The sequence below is a fragment of the Pseudomonas sp. KNUC1026 genome (assembly GCF_021650705.1).
GTDB lineage: Bacteria > Pseudomonadota > Gammaproteobacteria > Pseudomonadales > Pseudomonadaceae > Aquipseudomonas.
The window spans coordinates 2,372,648-2,390,187 of sequence record NZ_CP087138.1 but is presented as its reverse complement, the minus strand read 5'-3'; the positions used below and the strand labels follow the sequence as shown (position 1 = coordinate 2,390,187).

At 63.0% G+C, this 17,540-nt stretch carries 7 protein-coding genes and 2 pseudogenes; 1 reads left to right on the top strand and 8 read right to left on the bottom strand.

Features of this window, described 5'->3' with window-relative positions; translation table 11 throughout:
* Positions 1-24 precede the first annotated feature (24 nt).
* The 8 genes and pseudogenes from LN139_RS11015 to glgA all read right to left on the bottom strand — a co-directional run bounded on the left by LN139_RS11015 (position 25) and on the right by glgA (position 12,543).
* Positions 25-483 (bottom strand): RHS repeat-associated core domain-containing protein, encoded by a 459-nt coding sequence (locus tag LN139_RS11015; protein ID WP_268944855.1) that lies wholly within the window; start codon positions 481-483, stop codon positions 25-27.
* Between the two features lie 209 nt (positions 484-692).
* A complete protein-coding gene (locus tag LN139_RS11005) occupies positions 693-1,427 on the bottom strand; it encodes an endonuclease/exonuclease/phosphatase family protein (protein ID WP_236360364.1) in 735 nt (244 codons plus the stop codon).
* A 239-nt stretch (positions 1,428-1,666) separates the two neighbouring features.
* Positions 1,667-3,817: a glycogen debranching protein GlgX gene (glgX, locus tag LN139_RS11000; protein WP_236359907.1), complete on the bottom strand. Its 2,151-nt coding sequence runs from the start codon at positions 3,815-3,817 to the stop codon at positions 1,667-1,669.
* A gap of 117 nt (positions 3,818-3,934) precedes the next feature.
* Complete coding sequence (locus LN139_RS10995) at positions 3,935-4,273, bottom strand: DUF2934 domain-containing protein (protein WP_236359906.1); 339 nt, start codon at positions 4,271-4,273, stop codon at positions 3,935-3,937.
* Between the two features lie 16 nt (positions 4,274-4,289).
* Positions 4,290-7,073: a malto-oligosyltrehalose synthase gene (locus LN139_RS10990; RefSeq protein ID WP_236359905.1), complete on the bottom strand. Its 2,784-nt coding sequence runs from the start codon at positions 7,071-7,073 to the stop codon at positions 4,290-4,292.
* Positions 7,070-9,153 (bottom strand): annotated as a pseudogene (gene malQ / locus LN139_RS10985) (4-alpha-glucanotransferase). The gene LN139_RS10990 and the pseudogene malQ overlap by 4 nt, the downstream one beginning before the upstream one ends.
* A pseudogene (treZ, locus tag LN139_RS10980) lies at positions 9,154-10,957 on the bottom strand (malto-oligosyltrehalose trehalohydrolase).
* Between the two features lie 17 nt (positions 10,958-10,974).
* Complete coding sequence (glgA, locus tag LN139_RS10975; protein ID WP_236359904.1) at positions 10,975-12,543, bottom strand: glycogen synthase GlgA; 1,569 nt, start codon at positions 12,541-12,543, stop codon at positions 10,975-10,977.
* Between the two features lie 373 nt (positions 12,544-12,916).
* On the opposite strand from glgA, the gene LN139_RS10970 reads away from it, so the two are divergent.
* Positions 12,917-17,479: a hypothetical protein gene (locus LN139_RS10970; protein WP_236359903.1), complete on the top strand. Its 4,563-nt coding sequence runs from the start codon at positions 12,917-12,919 to the stop codon at positions 17,477-17,479.
* The last annotated feature ends 61 nt before the right edge of the window (positions 17,480-17,540 follow it).

The window sequence follows — 17,540 nt, the reverse complement described above, 5'->3', positions numbered from 1 at the left end:
TTGCGCATATTGCGTTGAAGCCGATCAACGCCTCGCTCCACTACCCGATAGCTGTAAACCCCCGCCTTGACGACCTGCTCGAGGCACAGTCACTGCTGTAGCAGCGAGATCCAGTGCGGCCAGTGCGGAAGGATTCTGCGCGATAGGGCGGGCCAATCGGAAGATGCGTTGAGCGGCGATGGCTGTCGCGAAGTCTCCTGCGATGGACAGGAGAAGTTGATTCTGGGACATCCTGAGATAGCCCTGAATGGACTCTGCCAATTGCCTGTGGATCACGCGCAACGCATTGATGAGAAAGGTGCCATCAGGATCAAGGTTGTTCACCGGTTCGCCTGCACAATAGGTGTAGGCGTTGCATCCGCCTTTATTGAACGGCGATGACGAATCTGGCATGTCGAAACGTAGTTGGCCCGGGCGGTAGGTCCTGCGGCCGTCGCCCAAACAATAAGCTCTGGCTGCTTTCTCCCAGTAATACCCGGCCAAGCCTATCGAGCCCCATATCTGCGGATGACCATGGGGGCATACTTTGGGCAAATTCCGTGTGGATTGCAGCAGTTGAAATACGGGGTGCCAATGTGAGTCGTGGCGGTAAACACATTCATGGCGGTAATGCTCCTGATAGAAACGTCCTCAGGTTACCGGCATTGAATTTCGATGAGACCTGACAACGTTGTCAGGTCGATATCAGGCATTTACAGATGCACTTCCACCGCCAACGGCAGATGGTCCGACAGGTGACTCCACGGCCGTGTGCCCAGCACCTTGGGCGCGTGGCTGGTGGCATTGCGCAGGTAGATCCGGTCCAGCCGCAGCATCGGCATACGCGCCGGATACGTCTTGGCCAGCCGCCCATGGTGCCGCTCGAACACCTCGTGCAGGTCACCAAAGCGCGACAGCGTTGCGTTGCCACGCGACTTCCAGTCGTTGAAGTCCCCCGCGATGATCACCGGCGCATGCTCGGGCAGTGAGTCCAGCAGCTTGCGCAGCAACTGCAGCTGCTGCTGGCGGTGGCTTTCAAGCAACGACAGGTGAACGCAGATCGCGTGCACACCGTCTGGGTGGCCAGGCACTTGCAGTGTGCAATGCAGCAGGCCTCGCCGCTCGGGGCCTGTGATCGATACGTCGAGGTTGCGGTAGTGCAGGATCGGGTATTTCGAAAGCAGTGCGTTGCCGTGATGGCCGTCCGGGTAGACCGCATTGCGGCCGTAGGCGAAGTCGGTCCACATGCTGTCGGCGAGGAATTCGTACTGCGACATTGCAGGCCAGTTGGCGTGGCGCGCCGCATGGCGATCATGGCCGCCAAGCACTTCCTGCAGAAATACGATGTCAGCCTGGGTACTGCGCACAGCCTCGCGCAGCTCAGGCAGGATGAAGCGCCGGTTGAATACCGTGAAACCCTTGTGGGTGTTGACGGTGAGCACGCGCATCACATGGACATCACGCTCGGTTTCCAATGGCTGTGAATCGGGTTCGGGGGGCGTGGATTCGGTGTGCACGGTTACTCCAACGATTTCAGGCATGCCATACCCTATGTGACTTGAGGTAAAGGCGCCAGTTCAGCCGTTCGAGCAGTGGTTCAGGAGGGGCCTGCGAAGCCTCTCCCAGGCTGGAAGAACCCAGCCGGGAAGAGGGCGCCAATGCCGCGCGATCGCTGCGCGGCGATGCCTCAGGCGCGGTGCAGCTCGAACAGCAGGAACGAACGGCCGGTCACCATGTACTGGTGCTCAGGCTCGAGCCGCTCGGCCTGGTCCACTTCTTCGCGATTGGTGTCGATCAGGCAGGTCCAGTACTCGCCATCCGGTACTTCAGGCAGAGTGAAATTCACCACGTCGTGGTGGGCGTTGACGATCACCATCAAGGTGGCGTCATCACCCCGTTTGCGGATACCGCTGGGTTGAGCGCGGCCATCGAGCACCATTGCCAGTGCCTTGCCGTGTGCTTCTTCCCATTGCTCGGTCGACATTTCGTTACCGGCGGGGTCCAGCCAGGTAACGTCCTTGATGCCCAGCTCCTCATTGTAGGTACCAACGAGGAAGCGGTTGCGGCGCAGGATCGGGTAGGCCATGCGCAACTTGATCAGGCGCTGCACGAAGTGCATCAGCGCCTTGCCGTCGTCGTCCATGTTCCAGTTGATCCAGCCCAGCTCGCTGTCCTGGCAATAGGCGTTGTTGTTGCCGTTCTGAGTGCGGGCGAACTCGTCGCCGGCCACCAGCATCGGCGTACCCTGGGAGAAGAGCAGGGTGCAGAAGAAGTTGCGCATCTGCCGCAGGCGCAGCTCGACGATGTTGCGATCGTCGGTGGGGCCTTCATGGCCATGGTTCCACGACATGTTGTTGTCGCTGCCGTCGCGGTTCCCTTCGTCGTTTTCCTCGTTGTGCTTCTCGTTGTAGGACACCAGGTCCTTGAGGGTGAAGCCGTCGTGCGCGGTGATGAAGTTCACCGAGCTGTGCGGGCGCCGGCCGCGCTGGTTGAACATCTCGCCAGAGCCGGTCAGGCGCGCGGCGAAGTCGGCCAGCTTGCCGTCATCACCTTTCCAGAACGAACGCACGGTGTCGCGGAACCGGTCGTTCCACTCGGCCCAGCCGGGGGCGAAACCGCCCACCTGGTAACCACCCGGGCCGCAATCCCACGGCTCGGCGATGAGCTTGACGCTGCGCAGCACCGGGTCCTGGCGGCAGGCGGTCAGGAAGCTGTGGCGTTCGGTGAAACCGTCGCGGTAGCGGCCGAGGATGGTCGCCAGGTCGAAGCGGAAGCCGTCGACGTGCATCTCGGTGGCCCAGTAGCGCAGCGAGTCGGTGACCATCTGCAACACGCAAGGGTGGCTCAAATCCAGGGTGTTACCGGTGCCGGAGTCGTTGATGTAGAAACGCTTGTCGTCTGGCATCAGGCGGTAGTAGGAAGCGTTGTCGATACCGCGCATCGATAGGGTCGGGCCACGTTCGTTGCCTTCGGCGGTGTGGTTGTAGACCACATCGAGAATCACCTCAAGGCCTGAGTCGTGCATGCGCGCGACCATCTCCTTGAACTCGGCGATCCTGCCGTTGGCCAGGTATTTGGCGTGCGGGGCGAAGAACGCGATGCTGTTGTAGCCCCAATAGTTGCCGAGGTTTTTCTCCAGCAGGTGCTGGTCGTTGACGAAGCCATGTATCGGCAGCAGCTCGATCGCCGACACGCCCAGTTGCTTGAGGTGGCGGATCACCGAAGGGTGCGCCAGGCCGGTAAAGGTGCCTTTCTCGGCATCCGGCACATCGGGATGCAGCATGGTCATGCCGCGGGCGTGAGCCTCGTAGATGACTGTCTTGTCCCACGGGGTATTGACCTGCTGGTCGCGGCCCCAGGTGAACGCCGGGTCAATGACCTTGCTCTTGGGCACGAATGGGGCGCTGTCGCGTTCATCGAAGCTCAGGTCGTCGTCGGGGTGGCCGATGGTGTAGCCGAACAGCGCTTCAGACCATTTCAGCTCGCCTACCAGCTGCTTGGCATAGGGGTCGATCAGCAGCTTGTTGTGGTTGAAACGATGGCCGTTCTTCGGGTCGTACGGGCCGTACACGCGGTAGCCGTAGACCATGCCCGGGTGGGCGTCGGGCAGGTAACCGTGGAAAATTTCGTCGGTGTATTCAGGCAGCTCGATGCGCTCGAGCTCTTCCTTGCCCTCTTCATCGAAAATGCATAGCTCGACTTTGGTGGCGTTGGCGGAGAACAACGCAAAGTTGACTCCCAGGCCATCCCAATTTGCCCCTAGCGGGAACGGCAGGCCTTCACGGATGCGAGTGGGTTTTACGGTGGGCTGTGGCGATGTTTTCCGAGACCTGGACATGATGGATCCTTGGGGTGGCAAGTTCGATGACGGCGGTGGTATTGGGCGATTTCAGGGCGCGACGATCCGCGGCCGCCGTTAAGCGGCCGTGGTAAGCGTTAAAGCAAAGGGGGTGGATCAGCTGGCGGAGGGTTTCTTCGCCGGGGGCTTGGGCTTCTTCTCGGCTGCCGGTTTGGCGGCGGGTGCAGGCTTGGCACCTTCTGCCTTGGGTTTGGCGGCAGGCTTGGCGGCCGCAGTCTTGGGCGCAGATTTCGGCTTGGTCGCCGCGCCTTCGTTGGCGGGTTCATCCTTGGGCTTTTTCGGCGCGTTGCGCGGCAGCTTGGCAGGGGCCATGGCCTCTGCCTCCGCCAGCTTGCGCGCTTTCGCCCAATGATCGAGGTGCTTGCCTTCAGGCCGGCCCTCGGCTTCCCACAAGTAGTAGGCGAATTCTTCGATACGCTTGTCGTTGGCACTCATTTCAACGCTCCTGATCTCAAATCGCGGGTAAGAATAGATTGACGGGAAAGTCCTTCAGGGCCTCGGCGATCGCAACGGTGTCATCGGTTCTGACTGTGCCGTGGCAGAAAAGTCCCTTCAAATTAGCAGGCAAGGCGAGGCTTTTGGGCAGCACGACATGGGTGTCCCCCCACTGGTCGGCGTCGATCAGCAGCTCGTCGGTGCCGCCCGCCAGGCCACTGCACAGCCGCGGCACGATCACTACGGCGCACTGCTCGCCATGGCGGCGCGCGAAGGCAAGCACGTTGCCCGCGCGCTCACCGCGCACCTCCAGGGGCTGATACTCACCTTCGGTGAACAGCTGCGGGTAACGCTGGCGAACGTTGAGCACAGCTGCGATCAGCGCGTGCTTGACGCGGCCATCGCGCCACTGCGTCACCAGTTCCGCTGGCCGTGCGGGCATCTCTGCCAGCGCTCGCTCGCGGGCAGTGTAGTCGACAGGGCGGCGGTTATCCGGGTCCACCAGGCTCCAGTCCCAGTACTCATCGCCCTGGTAGAGGTCCGGTATGCCTGGAGTGGTCATGCGCAGCAGGCATTGGCCAAGGCTGTTCACCGCGCCGCCAGGGGCGATCAGGTTGACTGCCGCAACGACGGAGGCTCGCCAGTCGCTGCCTTTGTCGGTGGTCAGCAGCGCCTTGAGGTAGTCGGCGCACGCCTGCTCGTAGGCTTCATTGGGCGCGCTCCAGGTGCTTGCCAGCTTTGCCTCGCGCAGCGCTTTGCGTCGCCACTCCAGCAGGCGTTCGCAGTATTGCTCCAGTGCCTGGGTATCGTCCGCTGCAAGGTCCAATGGCCAGCTGCCCAGGACGGCCTGGTACAACAGCGCCTCGTCGCCGCCGCTCGGTGCGTAGCCATTGGCCTGTTCGGTGCGCAAGGAGGAAGCCATGGCGCGCCAGTGAGAGAGCAGGGCGCTGTACCAACGGCCACGCTCGCTGAGGACAGCCAATCTGGCCCGGCTGTCTTCACCGCGTTTGTGGTCGTGAGTGGCCGTGGTGAGCAGGTTATGGGGGAAGTGCTGCTGCCGGTCCAGGGCTGCTGCGTGGAAATCTTCGGCCGGGGCGCTGAACAGCTGCGGGTCAAAACCTACGTCATTACGCGAGAGCAGCACGGCGCTGCGGTAGAAGGCCGTGTCTTCCACGGCCTTGGCGGCGGCTGGGGAAGTCAGCTGCTGGAAGCGGATACCGGCATAGCGCAAGTCGCGCCGCGCGCGGCCTGGCGGCAAGGCACGCCAGGGCTCGCCGCCCAGCCAGCGGGCGAGGTAGTCGAGCACCGGCCAATCGCCTTCGGCCAGTTGCCCGCGCGCGCCTTCCAGCGCTTGCTGGAAGAAAGGCTCATCGGCAGCCGGGCGGCCGCAGGGCGTCAGGTAGGTGCGGTAGACCGGGAAATGCACGATCAGCGCCTGCAAGGCGCGGCGGATCGCGCCGAGCGTCAGGTCGCGGCTCATCAGGTCGTTACGTGCAACCTTCAACAAGGCCTGGGCGACAGTCTCGAAATCGCCCGCCAACGTGCCACCGAGCACCAGCTCGCGAGCAGCCCGGGCTTCCTCCATGAAGTCACTGGTTCGGCCGCTGGCTTCTTCCCGGCAGGCTTTGAGCTGGCCTTCGCCCGCCGGATCGGTTTGCAGCAGGGACACCTGGTTCATGAATTCGTAGCCAGTGGTGCCATCTACGCTCCAGTCGGTGTGCAGATGCTCCTCGGGGCCAAGGATCTTCTCGACGTAGATCGGGAAGAAATCCACTTCGGTACCTGCAGGCCGCCGGTCGAGCAGGCTATCGACGCGGCGCCGCAGCTGTCGGCAATAGCCGCGCGGGTCGGCGAGGCCGTCGATGTGGTCGATCCGCAGGCCGTCCACCAGCCCTTCGGACACCAGCTCGAAAATCTTCGCATGAGTCGCTTCGAGTACCTCGGCGCGCTCCACGCGCAGGCCGCCCAACTCGTTGATGTCGAAAAAACGCCGCCAGTCGATATCGTCGGCGGCCGTGCGCCAGCTGGCCAGGCGGTAATGCTGCTTCTCAAGCAACGCATGCAGGCGCTGCAACCCGGCCTCGGTGGTGGAGTCGTAGGCCGCCAGCACCGGAGCCAGCGCGTGTTCGGCTTCACCAAGCGTGGCCAGCGACGCCTGGAGCGGGCGGGCGTTGAGGCACGCATTGGGGTCGTCGGCAAGCGCCGCGAAGCGTTCGGCCAACAATTTCAGTGCAGGCGCGTCGCTGGTATTGAGCAGCTCGGCGTAGTCAGGCGGGCAGATCGGGAAGCGATGTTCGTAGTGTTCAACGTGAAAGCTGCCGGTGCTGGGCTCGTAGCGCAGCGGCAGGTCGCCCTGTTGCAGCGCCTGGCCATAATCACTGCCCAGAAACGGCAGCAACAGCTGGCCTTCGAGCATCGGGTCAGGCGAATGCCATTGGATATCGAAAAAGTTGGCGTAACGGCTGCGCTGGCCCCACTCCAGCAGCTCGAGCCACCAGGGGTTGTGCGGGCCACCAACGGCCATGTGGTTGGACACGATGTCCAAAATCATCCCCATGCCCTGCTCGCGCAGTGCCGCAACCAGCTTGCGCAAGGCCGGCTCACCGCCCAGCTCAGGGTTGATACGGGTGGGGTCGACAACGTCATAGCCATGCATCGAGCCTGGGCGGGCTTCGAGCAAGGGGGAGGCGTAAAGATGGCTGATGCCCAGTTTGGCGAAATACGGCACCAGAGGTACCGCATCTTCCAGGGTAAAGCCTTTATGAAACTGCAGCCTGAGGCTGCTGGTCAGTGCTTTCATCTATCGCGCTCACGGGCTTGTTGCCGAGCGGCGGCCAGCAATTCCAGGCGCCGCGCGGTGTCGGGGGTATCCAGCAGGGTCTTGCTTGCCGCCGGCAGGCGCCGGCGCCAGTTCGGATGGCTGTCGACGGTGCCAGGCAGGTTGGGTGCTTCTACCAGCCCCAATGCATCCTCGATCGGCAGCAGCACCAGCGGTGCGCGGGTGTGGCCGAGAAAGCGCACGCTGGCATCGATCAACTGGTCTGCCTCGTCTGCGCCGGCGTGTTCTTCACGGAAGGCCGGGGCGTCCTGATCCAGTACCTGGCGCAGGCCGTCTTTTTCCTTGCGGCGGTCTTCTCGCCAGTTTTTCTCGACCTGCTCATCGATCAGCTCAAGGCGGTGCGACCAATCGATGTCGTTGGCTTGCCACCAGCCCTTGAGCGGGGCCAGGTCATGGGTGCTGCTGGTGGCCAGTGCGTTGTCCGGCCATTCGCTCAGGCGTTTGAAATGGCCGGTGTGGTGTTGTTCGAACAACAGCACGCGCATGCCCAGGATGCGCCGCGCGGCGAGTTCGTCCTGCAACCCCGCAGGTACGGTGCCCAGGTCTTCGCCCAGGATGATCGCCCGATGGCGATGCGATTCCAGCGCGAGCAAGCGCAGCAGATCGTCCAGTGGGAAATGCAGGTACGCGCCGTTCTTGGGCGACTCCCCTGCGGAATCACCCAGAGCCGGTTGAGCCCCAGCACGTGATCGATCCGCAGGCCACCGGCGTGGGCTAGGTTGGCCCGCAGCATTTCGATGAACGCTCGATAGCCGTGGCGTTGCAGCCCTTCGGGGGAGAAGGCCGAGATGCCCCAGCTTTGCCCCGAGCGGTTGAGGATATCGGGTGGCGCACCTACCGTCAGCGAGGCCAGCAGCTCGTCCTGGCGGCTCCAGGCCTGGCTGCCGCCGCCGTCGGCACCCACGGCGAGGTCAGCGATCAGGCCGACACCCATGCCGCTGGCGCGAGCTGCATCCTGAGCGCGTTTCAGGCCGCGCGCGATCAGCCACTGGCAGAAAGCGTGAAAACCCACTTCATCGGCATGTTCCTCGGCAAACCGCGCCACCTGCGGGTGGGCCGGGTCACGCCAGTGCTCCGGCCACTCGCGCCAATCCTGAGACTGGCCGGTGCGCATGCATTCGGCTTGCAGGGCTTCGAACCGGCAATGGTTTTCGAGCGCCTCCCCGCTGCTGTGGCGAAAGCTGGCGAAATCCTCGCGTAGCGGGTGAGCGCCGTGCTGAAAGTCTTCATACAGCAGGCGGAACAACTTGAGCTTGGCCTGGGCTGCCTCGGGCCAGTCGACCAGCTCGAGCTGCTCCAGCGCCTTGAATTGCGCGCCGAGATCGCTGCGCGACAGCGCGTTGGCCACTGCGTTTTCACCCAGAATCAAACCGGGCGAGGCGTAGAGGCCATTAAAAAACAGCCGGCTCGATGGTGAATAAGGGCTATAGCGGTGAGGATCGCTGGCGAACATTGCGTGCATCGGGCTGATCGCCACGGCGTCGGCACCGCGCTCGCCTGCTGCTTTGGCGAACTGTTCCAACGCTTGCGTATCACCAAAACCGCCGTCACCTTCGCGACGCAGCGAATACAGTTGCACACCCAGGCCCCACAGGCGCGGGTTGGCCGAGCTGGCGGCATCCTGTGCGCTGTAGCAGTGCTGGGGAGCCACGGCCACCGTCAGCTCGCGGCCGTCGATACTGAGTTGGTGATAGCCCACAGGCAGCAACCCAGGCAGGCGTGCCTCGATGTCTAGGTTCAACTCGAGCCGGGCACCGTCTTCCTGCTGCACCTGGCAACGTGAATGGGGGGCGAACCAACGCCCCAGCGAAAGTGGCTGGGCGTAATCTGCGGTCAGTAACGGCGGCAGGCGCTGCGAATCATGTGCCTTGGTCAGGGCCTGATAGCTGGCGTCGATCTGCTGGTCGTCATTGGCCGGGTAACCCAGCGCGCCCAGCACGTTGCGCAGCACTTCGGGGGCGACACGCTGGGGCGAGCCGTTGGCGTCGGTCCAATCGATGGCAAGGCCTGCAGCCTTGGCCAGTTTTTCCAGAGTGTCCATTCAGTAGGCCTCCAGCGCGTCACCCGGCAGCATGCTCACCAGTGCGCAGTAGGCTGGCAACTTACGGAGCTCAGCGGTATCGGTGGCGTTTTCCCGGCTGTCGAAGATCCGCCAGGTAGGGAAGGGCAATTCGCAGTCGACCGGCTGCTCGCCCAGGTTCAGATCGATCTGCAGGCCGGTACCGTCGCCCAGCCGCCAGCGCGCGCTTACAGCCTTGGGGCCGATGACCTTGCAACCCTGGGAGCGGCTGCCTGGCAGGCGGTGAAACAGTTCACGCCGGCGCAGGGTCAGCAATTCGCGGTACAGGCTGACCCAGGGGCCATCCTGGCGCGCTTCGAAGTCGGCCAGGCGAGGGCGCGAAGCTTCGAACGTGCTGTCGGCATTCGGGTCAGGAATTCGTGAGCGCTGGTCGGGGTCTTTGAATGCGCTCAGGTCCTTGAATTCCGAACGGCGCCCCTTGCGCACGGCCTCGGCCAGTTCACCGTGGAAATCGGTGAAGAACTGGAAAGGCTGGTCGGCCGCCCATTCATCACCCATGAACATCAGCGGCACCATGGGGCTGGCCAGCAACAATGTGGTCGCGGCGCGCAGCGCCGGCTCCGGGCATAGGCGGGCCAGGCGTTCACCGAAGGCACGGTTGCCGATCTGGTCATGGTTCTGCAGGAACAGCACAAAGGCCTGAGGGCTCAGGTGGCCGCTCGGCTCGCCGCGGGCCTTGCCGTGGCGGTTGGTATGGCCCTGGAACACGAACCCTTCGCTCAGGCAGCGGGCAAGCTTGTTGATGGTGTCGTCTTCGTAATCGGCGTAGTAATGCTCGGTTTCGCCGGTAAGCAACACATGAAGCACGTTGTGTCCGTCGTCATTCCACTGCGCGTCGTAACCCTGGCGCAGCAGTTGAGCCTGATTATGCTCGTTCTCCAGGTTCAGCCAGATGTGCCGCCCATGCGGGGTGTGCTGGCGGATGCGCTGGGCCATTTCCTGGAGGAAGGTGTCATCCTCGATAGCGTGCACAGCATCGAAGCGCAGCCCGTCGAAGCGGTACTCGAACAGCCACATCAAGGCATTGTCGATGAAGAAATCGCGCACCGGGCGCTTGCGAAAGTCGATCGCCGCGCCCCAGGGTGTGTGCTGATCTTCACGGAAAAACGAAGATGCATAGCTGTGGAGGTAGTTGCCGTCGGGGCCGAAGTGGTTGTAGACCACATCCAGCAACACCATCAGGCCATGGCCGTGTGCGGCGTCGATCAGTTGCTTGAGCTGCTCGGGCGTGCCGTACGAGGCTTCTGCCGCGTAGGGCAGCACGCCGTCGTAGCCCCAGTTGCGCGCGCCGCTGAACTCGGCGATGGGCATCAGCTCGATGGCAGTCACGCCCAGGGCGGCGAGACGTGGAAGATGCTCGCGCACACCGTCGAAGCCCCCAAGGGCACCAACGTGCAATTCATAGATGACAGCCTCATGCCAGGGGCGGCCATGCCATTGGTTGTGGCGCCAGGCGTAGTTGTCGGGCTCGGTGACAAGGCTTGCGCCCTGTACGTCACCGGCCTGAGCGCGGGAGGCGGGGTCCGGGACCTCTACAGGCTCGGCACCGGCAGATTTGACCCGATAGCGATAGGCGCTGCGTGGGGGGCATTCGGCCTCCACGCTGAACCACCCACCCTGCTGGGGCTGCATGGGCACGCCCGGTTGATCTTCGAATTCGACGCTTACTCTGCTCGGCGTCCGGGGCCCACAGGGCGAAACGGACCAGGCCGCTGGGCAGGCGCTGAGCACCATGGTTCCAGGGTTCATGTTGCTCTACAGCCATTGATGCCTTCTCCCGATTCAGTAACGTCCGTTGCGCGCGACCGCGCGTTGCACCAGCTTCACATACAGGTCGGCATAGGGTTCCACCGCCTGGCTCCAGTTGAACGGCTGAGTCATGGCGCGGCAGCGCATGGCGCTGAGCAACTCAGGTTTACCGAAGGCGTAGAACGCGCGGTTCACCGCATTGAGATAAGCGTCCACGGAGGGCGCATCGAACAGAAAGCCCGTCACGCCATCTTCGATGGTGTCGGCAAGGCCGCCTGTGTTGCGTGCGATCGGCAGGGAGCCGAAGCGCTGTGCGTACATCTGGCTGAGGCCGCAGGGTTCATAGCGTGACGGCATCAGCAGAAAATCGCTGCCCGCGAACATGCGCCGCGCGTCGGTCTCGTTGAAGCCGATGCGCACGCCTATGCGCCCAGGGTGGCGCAGGGCGAGCTCACGCATGGCCTGCTCTTCTTCGGGTTCGCCACGGCCGATGATGACCATCTGACCGCCTTGCTCGACGATCGCATCGGCAACACCGATGGTCAGGTCCAGGCCCTTTTGGTAAACCAGTCGCGAAACCACGGCGAACAATGGGCCTTCGCTGTCATCGAGCTCGAACAGCTCGCGCACATGCTGGGCATTGGTCTTTTTACCTTCCCAGTCGTTGAGGCTGAAGGGGCAGACCAGATGCGGGTCGGTGGCCGCCTCCCAGCTTTCATCGATACCGTTGGGGATGCCGCTGAGCTGGCCGTGATGGGCCTTGCTGCTGAGAAAACCGTCCAGCCCGCAGCCGAATTCGGGGGTGGTGATTTCGCGAGCGTAAGTGGCACTGACGGTGGTGATGTGGCTCGAATAGGCAAGCCCCGCCTTGAGGAAGGAGAGCTTGCCGTAGAACTCCATGCCTTCCTGCTGAAGGGCATGCTCGGGGATCCCCAGTTCAGGGCAGCAGGCAAGGCTTACCGTGCCCTGATATGCCAGGTTGTGGATCGTGAAGAGTGTTGGGACTTTCACGCCGCGCCAATGCATGTACGCAGGCGCCAGGCCTGCCGGCCAATCGTGTGCGTGCACCAGATCGGGCTTCCAGTGCACCATGCCCTGGCCAGCGGCGATGTCGCAGGCCGCCATGCCCAGGCGGGCGAAGCGGATATGGTTGTCGGGCCAGTCGCGACCATTGTTTGCGCCATAGGGGGTGCCATCGCGCTCGTAAAGCTCTGGGCAGAGCAGCACGTAGATGACCAGCCCGTCGGGCATGTCCATGCGGCCGATCTTGCACGGGGGCAGGGCTGCGTGCCCACCCAGTTCGCCCACTGTATGAATCGGATGGCCACTGTTGACCACCTGAGGGTAGCCTGGAATCAGAATGCGCACGTCGTGCAGGTGCGCCATGGCGCGGGGCAGGGCGGCCGAAACATCGCCAAGGCCGCCGCTTTTGACCAGATCAGCCATTTCCGAAGTGACGAACAGAACCCGCTTGCGATCAGGATTCGGCGTGCTGGACACCTGAAACACTTTACCTGTCGAAGTAATGGCAGGCACCGGAATTACCTCCGCTGCCTGCTGATTGAAGCGCTCTCCATGGGTTTCGACAGCGGCACTGATCATCACACTCTCCCAAATTCATTAAGTTACATCTGGTAATGCACTCTATTTATCGTTCTCATCCGTTCCCCCGGGTTTACCTTGCAAAACCCAGGCACAAACATTGCGCTGTCCATTCTCGGAAGCGGGCATTGCGGTGTATCGACGGGAGGGTAGCCGCCGTGGCAGAGCAGCCGCGGCCTACCTCATACATGACCTCTCGGAGCGTTGATAAGTTTCGGTTTTTTTCCGTGCCTGGACGTTGCGGGCCAAAAGCATTGATCTGAGTGTAGGAAAACTTTGGAAAACAATGTGGGCCGCACTTCATTGGTGCGCTTGATATCTATCGCCCTGTCACGAGGCAAGGCCTGTCTCATGGTGGTTTTAAGGAGCCTCCATGACAAATTCCATCTCGGTGTTCAAACAAGTGCTGGCCAACGCAACACTGGCAGGTGAAGTGACAAAACGGTTTGCCGGGCGGCCTGTATTGTTCACCTGGGCGGTGAAGTGGCTGGATGAGGTGCTGGAGGGCCAATTGGCTCCGGGCCTGAGTAGTGTCGACCTTTGGTTGGCAACGCCCGTCTATGCAGATGACGAGACTCAGGAAGAGTTTCGTGGTTATGACCTCAACCCTTTGCCTTGGGTATTGATAGACGGTTGCCTGCGAGGTACTCCCCTTGATCTCGTGGCGGGCTGGCACCTGATCACAGACCAGCCGGGCGCCGAGCAGCCACGGCAGCTGGCGCTCGACATCGACAGGATCGGCCAATTGATCAATGAAGGCTCGGTTGCAATGGAACAGGAGTATCCCGAGGCCTTGGTCGACTGGTGGTGTGCTGCCGACGCGATCTCGGGGCAGTCGCCCTGGGCGTGGCTGGCAGAACACCTGCGTTTGGGGTTCTCGCGGGACGCTTTGCTGGGCCAGGCGTTGACCGTCGAGCGTGCTGCCGAACTTGTGCAACTGATCGATCAAGGCCAGGCCCGGGACATCGGAATTCTCGGGCTTGAGGGCGCGCTGGGCACGCTGCCGATGCCGGATGCTCTCGAACCCTGCGTTCTGTTGCGACAAGCCGATATTCAACCCGGTTGGCAAAAGCTGGTGCTTTGGTCGCCCAGCCAGGGTGCAGTCGTGTTCCAGACCTGGCAACGGCTGGCAGACTACGTTGCAGCAGCCATGCCGCAGGGCACCTCTGAACTGGCGCTGTCCCTGGCCTGCCGGCAGCCTGCGGGCGATCTGTTCGACAGCGTGGCCGTGCGCGTGCTGGAGCTGCAGATCGAGCGCTGGAAGCAACTGCTCAGCCTGGCAAGGCGGGAGCGGTTCATTGCGCCGACGCTGGATGTGATGGTCGACCAGCTCACTGGCCTGCTGAACTTCGATCGCCCGGAACGGCACTGGCGTGGCAAGCGCATCGCCCGAGCGATCCCTGGCTGGTTGGGGGCGGCTGGCGATCAGGGCCGGTGTGACTATGCCGAAGGTCTGGGGCGGCTGGCGCTGAGCCGGCAGGCCGCAGGCGCCGACTGGCTTGACGGCATCGACGATCTGGACAGCTGGACGGCGCAGCGACTGCAGGCCGCATTGGCGGTGGATTGGCCTGGCCAGACGCTGCCCGCGATCGAGGATCTGGACCTGCGCTTGGTGACGGTGCCCAACGCACTGCTGTCGATCGTCAATGCCGGCGACCACGCCATGGAGGAACAGAGCATCAGCCTGGTGCGCCTGGCGCAGATGAACCGTGCGGGCCGGCCGCGCGGTATTCTGACGCTGCAGCGACATCCCGGGCAGGCCCTGCCTGCCGGGTTCGACCGTGACTATATCGAAGCGCTGGTGCAGAAGGTGGACGTGGGGGCAGGCTATCTCGCGATGCTTCGCAGCCATTTGCAAGGCGCCAGTGCACAGGTGGAACAACGGCGTCAGGCCTTTGCTTGCCAGTGGCTCGCGCAGTTGCCTTTGCTGGCAATGGAGTACGCCCTGCAAGGCAAACATGGCTTTGACACGGAAACGGCCCGGTTACTGACCGTGGCACTGGGGCTGGCCGGGGATTGCAGGCAGGGCGCCGCATTCAGCGCTTTGACGTTGGCTGCCGCCCCAGGGCGGGACGACCGGCCGCTGGCTGTCTTCGTCATCGGGCCGCGAGATGGTGGGGAGGGCGCGCGCGTCCTGTACACCCCGTTGAATGAATGCAAGCTACAGGCCTTTGCCTCGTGGGCCGCACTTGAAGCGGCTGTTCGTGAACAAGGTACTTTGCAGCGCCTGTTGATCGATTGGCTGCCTGAAGAGGTGCGTGTGCTTTATGCCAATGGAGGCCTGGCTGAGCCGCATGTTGTTCGTTTTGGCCAAGGCAGCGAGTTTTCCCCGCTGAGCCCTCCGGCACCTGCCTCGATAGGCGAACACGTACTGGCTGGCCCTCCGGCCCTGGCGGTCTATGATGCTCTGGTCGCGGCGCTTGTGCAGGTCGCAGATCGGCGTACGGTATCCAACGAGGAAAACCGTTGGCTTTCCTACCGCCTGCTGGCCCAGGCGCTGTTCGGCGCTGTACTGCCGTTGCTGTCCGGGCCAGTGGGCGTCGCTGGCTGGATGATGCAGGGTTTTGCCGAGCTGCGCGATTTTTTCCAGGCCCAGGAAAGCGACGATCAGCAGGCTGCGAGCCAGGCCTGGACTGAACTGATGTTCGATGTGGCCTTCTTCCTGTTCACTGAGGCACTGCACTTGCCAATGCCATGGCTGAAGGCCGCCAGCGATGAAAGGCTTGCCGCGCCCGAGCCGCAGCCTGTGGGCCGCGCCCGAATCGATGTCGGGGCAGCGACAATCGAACCAACCCCCCATGCGCCCCTTGGAGATGTGGATTTCGGGTGGGCGACTTCACGAGTCGACGGGCCCTTGTTCCAGGCGTTGCGTGCCATGCGCCAGCCGATACCGGCACACGCAGGCAGCCCGGCACCCTACGGCCGCGCCGCCGGGCTGTATGTAGATGGCACCGCACTGTACGCACGCCTTGTGGAGGGCGAGTTTCAGGTAGCGTACGACGACTCGGGCAATCTCAGGGTCGTCGACCCGGCAAACCCCCAGGCTCCAGGGCCGCGCTTGACCAGAGATCGCGTCGGGCGCTGGGTTCTGGACCTGCGGCTGAGGTTGCTGGGCGGATCGGACCATGTGCAGGCGCTCGAAGCCCAGCGTGACTCGGCACGCGCTCAGGCGAACTACTTGAGCTGGCATCAGAACATAGAGCGCGATTTCCATGCCCTGGACCGTACGGTCGAATTGATCAACAACGTCATGGGTTCCGAGCAACCTCACCGCGAAAGCCAGCTGCGAAGCCTGCATGAGAACTACGATGCGAGGGTTGTTCGCCTGCTCGACGAGGTCAACAGGGTAGCCGCGCAACTGACCGAAGCCCATCGCGGCATCGGTGTGCGAGGCTATCAGCAGCGTATGGGTTATGTGTTCAAGATGCGCATCATGCTGGAGGCACGCAGGGCCAATAATCGCAAGGTACAGCTCAACACCCTGGCCAAAGCCGAACGGGATGCTGGCGCATTGACCGGCGAGCGCTTCGAAAGCGATGCCTATGGCGAAAACCTTGCCTATCGGCTCTCACTTGTCGAGCAAGTGCTCGCAAGCCTTGCCCGAATAGACGTTTTGATGGACGAGCTGGCGCAAGTACCACGTTTCGGAATCGAGTACCGCCAGGCGTTGGAGCCTCAGTTGAGCCTGTTGCCAAGTGCTATCGCGGTGCAGCGCCTGCACTTGCCGATGCTGTCCCTGCGTGCGATGAGGCCAGCAGTCTCGGCCATGCCGGAGCTGGTGTCGCAGACGCAGGCTGCCTTGAGCAATGCGTTGCTGGCACTGAACCAGATGGCAGACGCTATCAAGCAAGAGGATGCGTTGGTGGGCAGTACCTCGACGGTCGCCGAGCAACTGATCGCAGCCAATACCAGCGCTGAAGCGTTCGACCAGGCTGCCAACACGTTCAATGCTGCTGCCGATGCGCTGGCATTCAGTGCTCAAGGGGCTGCGCAAGGCATTCTCGATGCTCACTTCGACGCACTCGTCCAGCAGGTCACTGCGCTGGGAGAAGAAGCTCGGTCTCGGCTGAGTGTGGTACTGGAACGAGAGTTGCGCCTGCGGCGTGCCATGCGCAAGCGCACTGCCAAGGAGCAGCGCCGACAAGGTCGGGAACAGAATCGGCTGCCGCCTCGCAGTTCCGCACCTCGACAGCACGCAAGCCAGTTGCCGCCTCCTCAAAGCTCCGCCTCTGCCCCAGGCCCGCAACAGCAGCCGTTGAATGCGGTCATGGAGCGGCTGAGCATCAATGCCCCGTCCCCCGACCTGAACGCGCTGATGCAGCGCGGCCGCGCGCGCCTGGCGGCAAGTGCAGGGCTGGTCCAGCGTGTACGCAGTTGGGTGGATGCCAGGCGTGTGCCAGTGGAGATGGAGGAGCTGTTGACAGGGCCTGCTGCAGAGCTTGAAAGCCTCGCTCGGCAGATGGAGGCAGTGGAACCGGGATCGCCCAAGCGGCTGGCAGCACTGTGCCGCGATTTGCGCGAAGGGGCTGCTGGCCTGCGCGAGGCGGGGCGGCAGGCCAGGATAGAGACGTCTCTACTGCGCTTGCCTACCGGTGATTCCCTCGCCTGGCTGCTGGGGCAGCGCCAGGTCAGCATCCAGCCGCTGGGGCCCCTGCATCCTCTGCGAGCGCGTAACGGTGAAGGAGATGCGCTGCGCGAGGCACGCATCGATGGGCCCGAGGGCCAGCCTTTGTGGTACGCCCATTTTCACTATGATGACGGTGGGCGGCTGGTCGCGGCGCATCTGAAGACGGCAGCCCAGCGCCGCGACGGCCTGGGCAAACAGCTTCAGCAAGCCGAAGCAGGGGAGCCAGTGGTGGCTATCTGGCGCAGCCGGCTGAGCGAGGCGCAGGTGAGGCAGATGTTCCCGCAAGCGCTGGAGCCTCAGCAGGGCTGAGACGAAAACGCCACGAAGCTGTTCAGGCTGCGTGGCGTTCGGGTACGTTCGGGTACGTGAC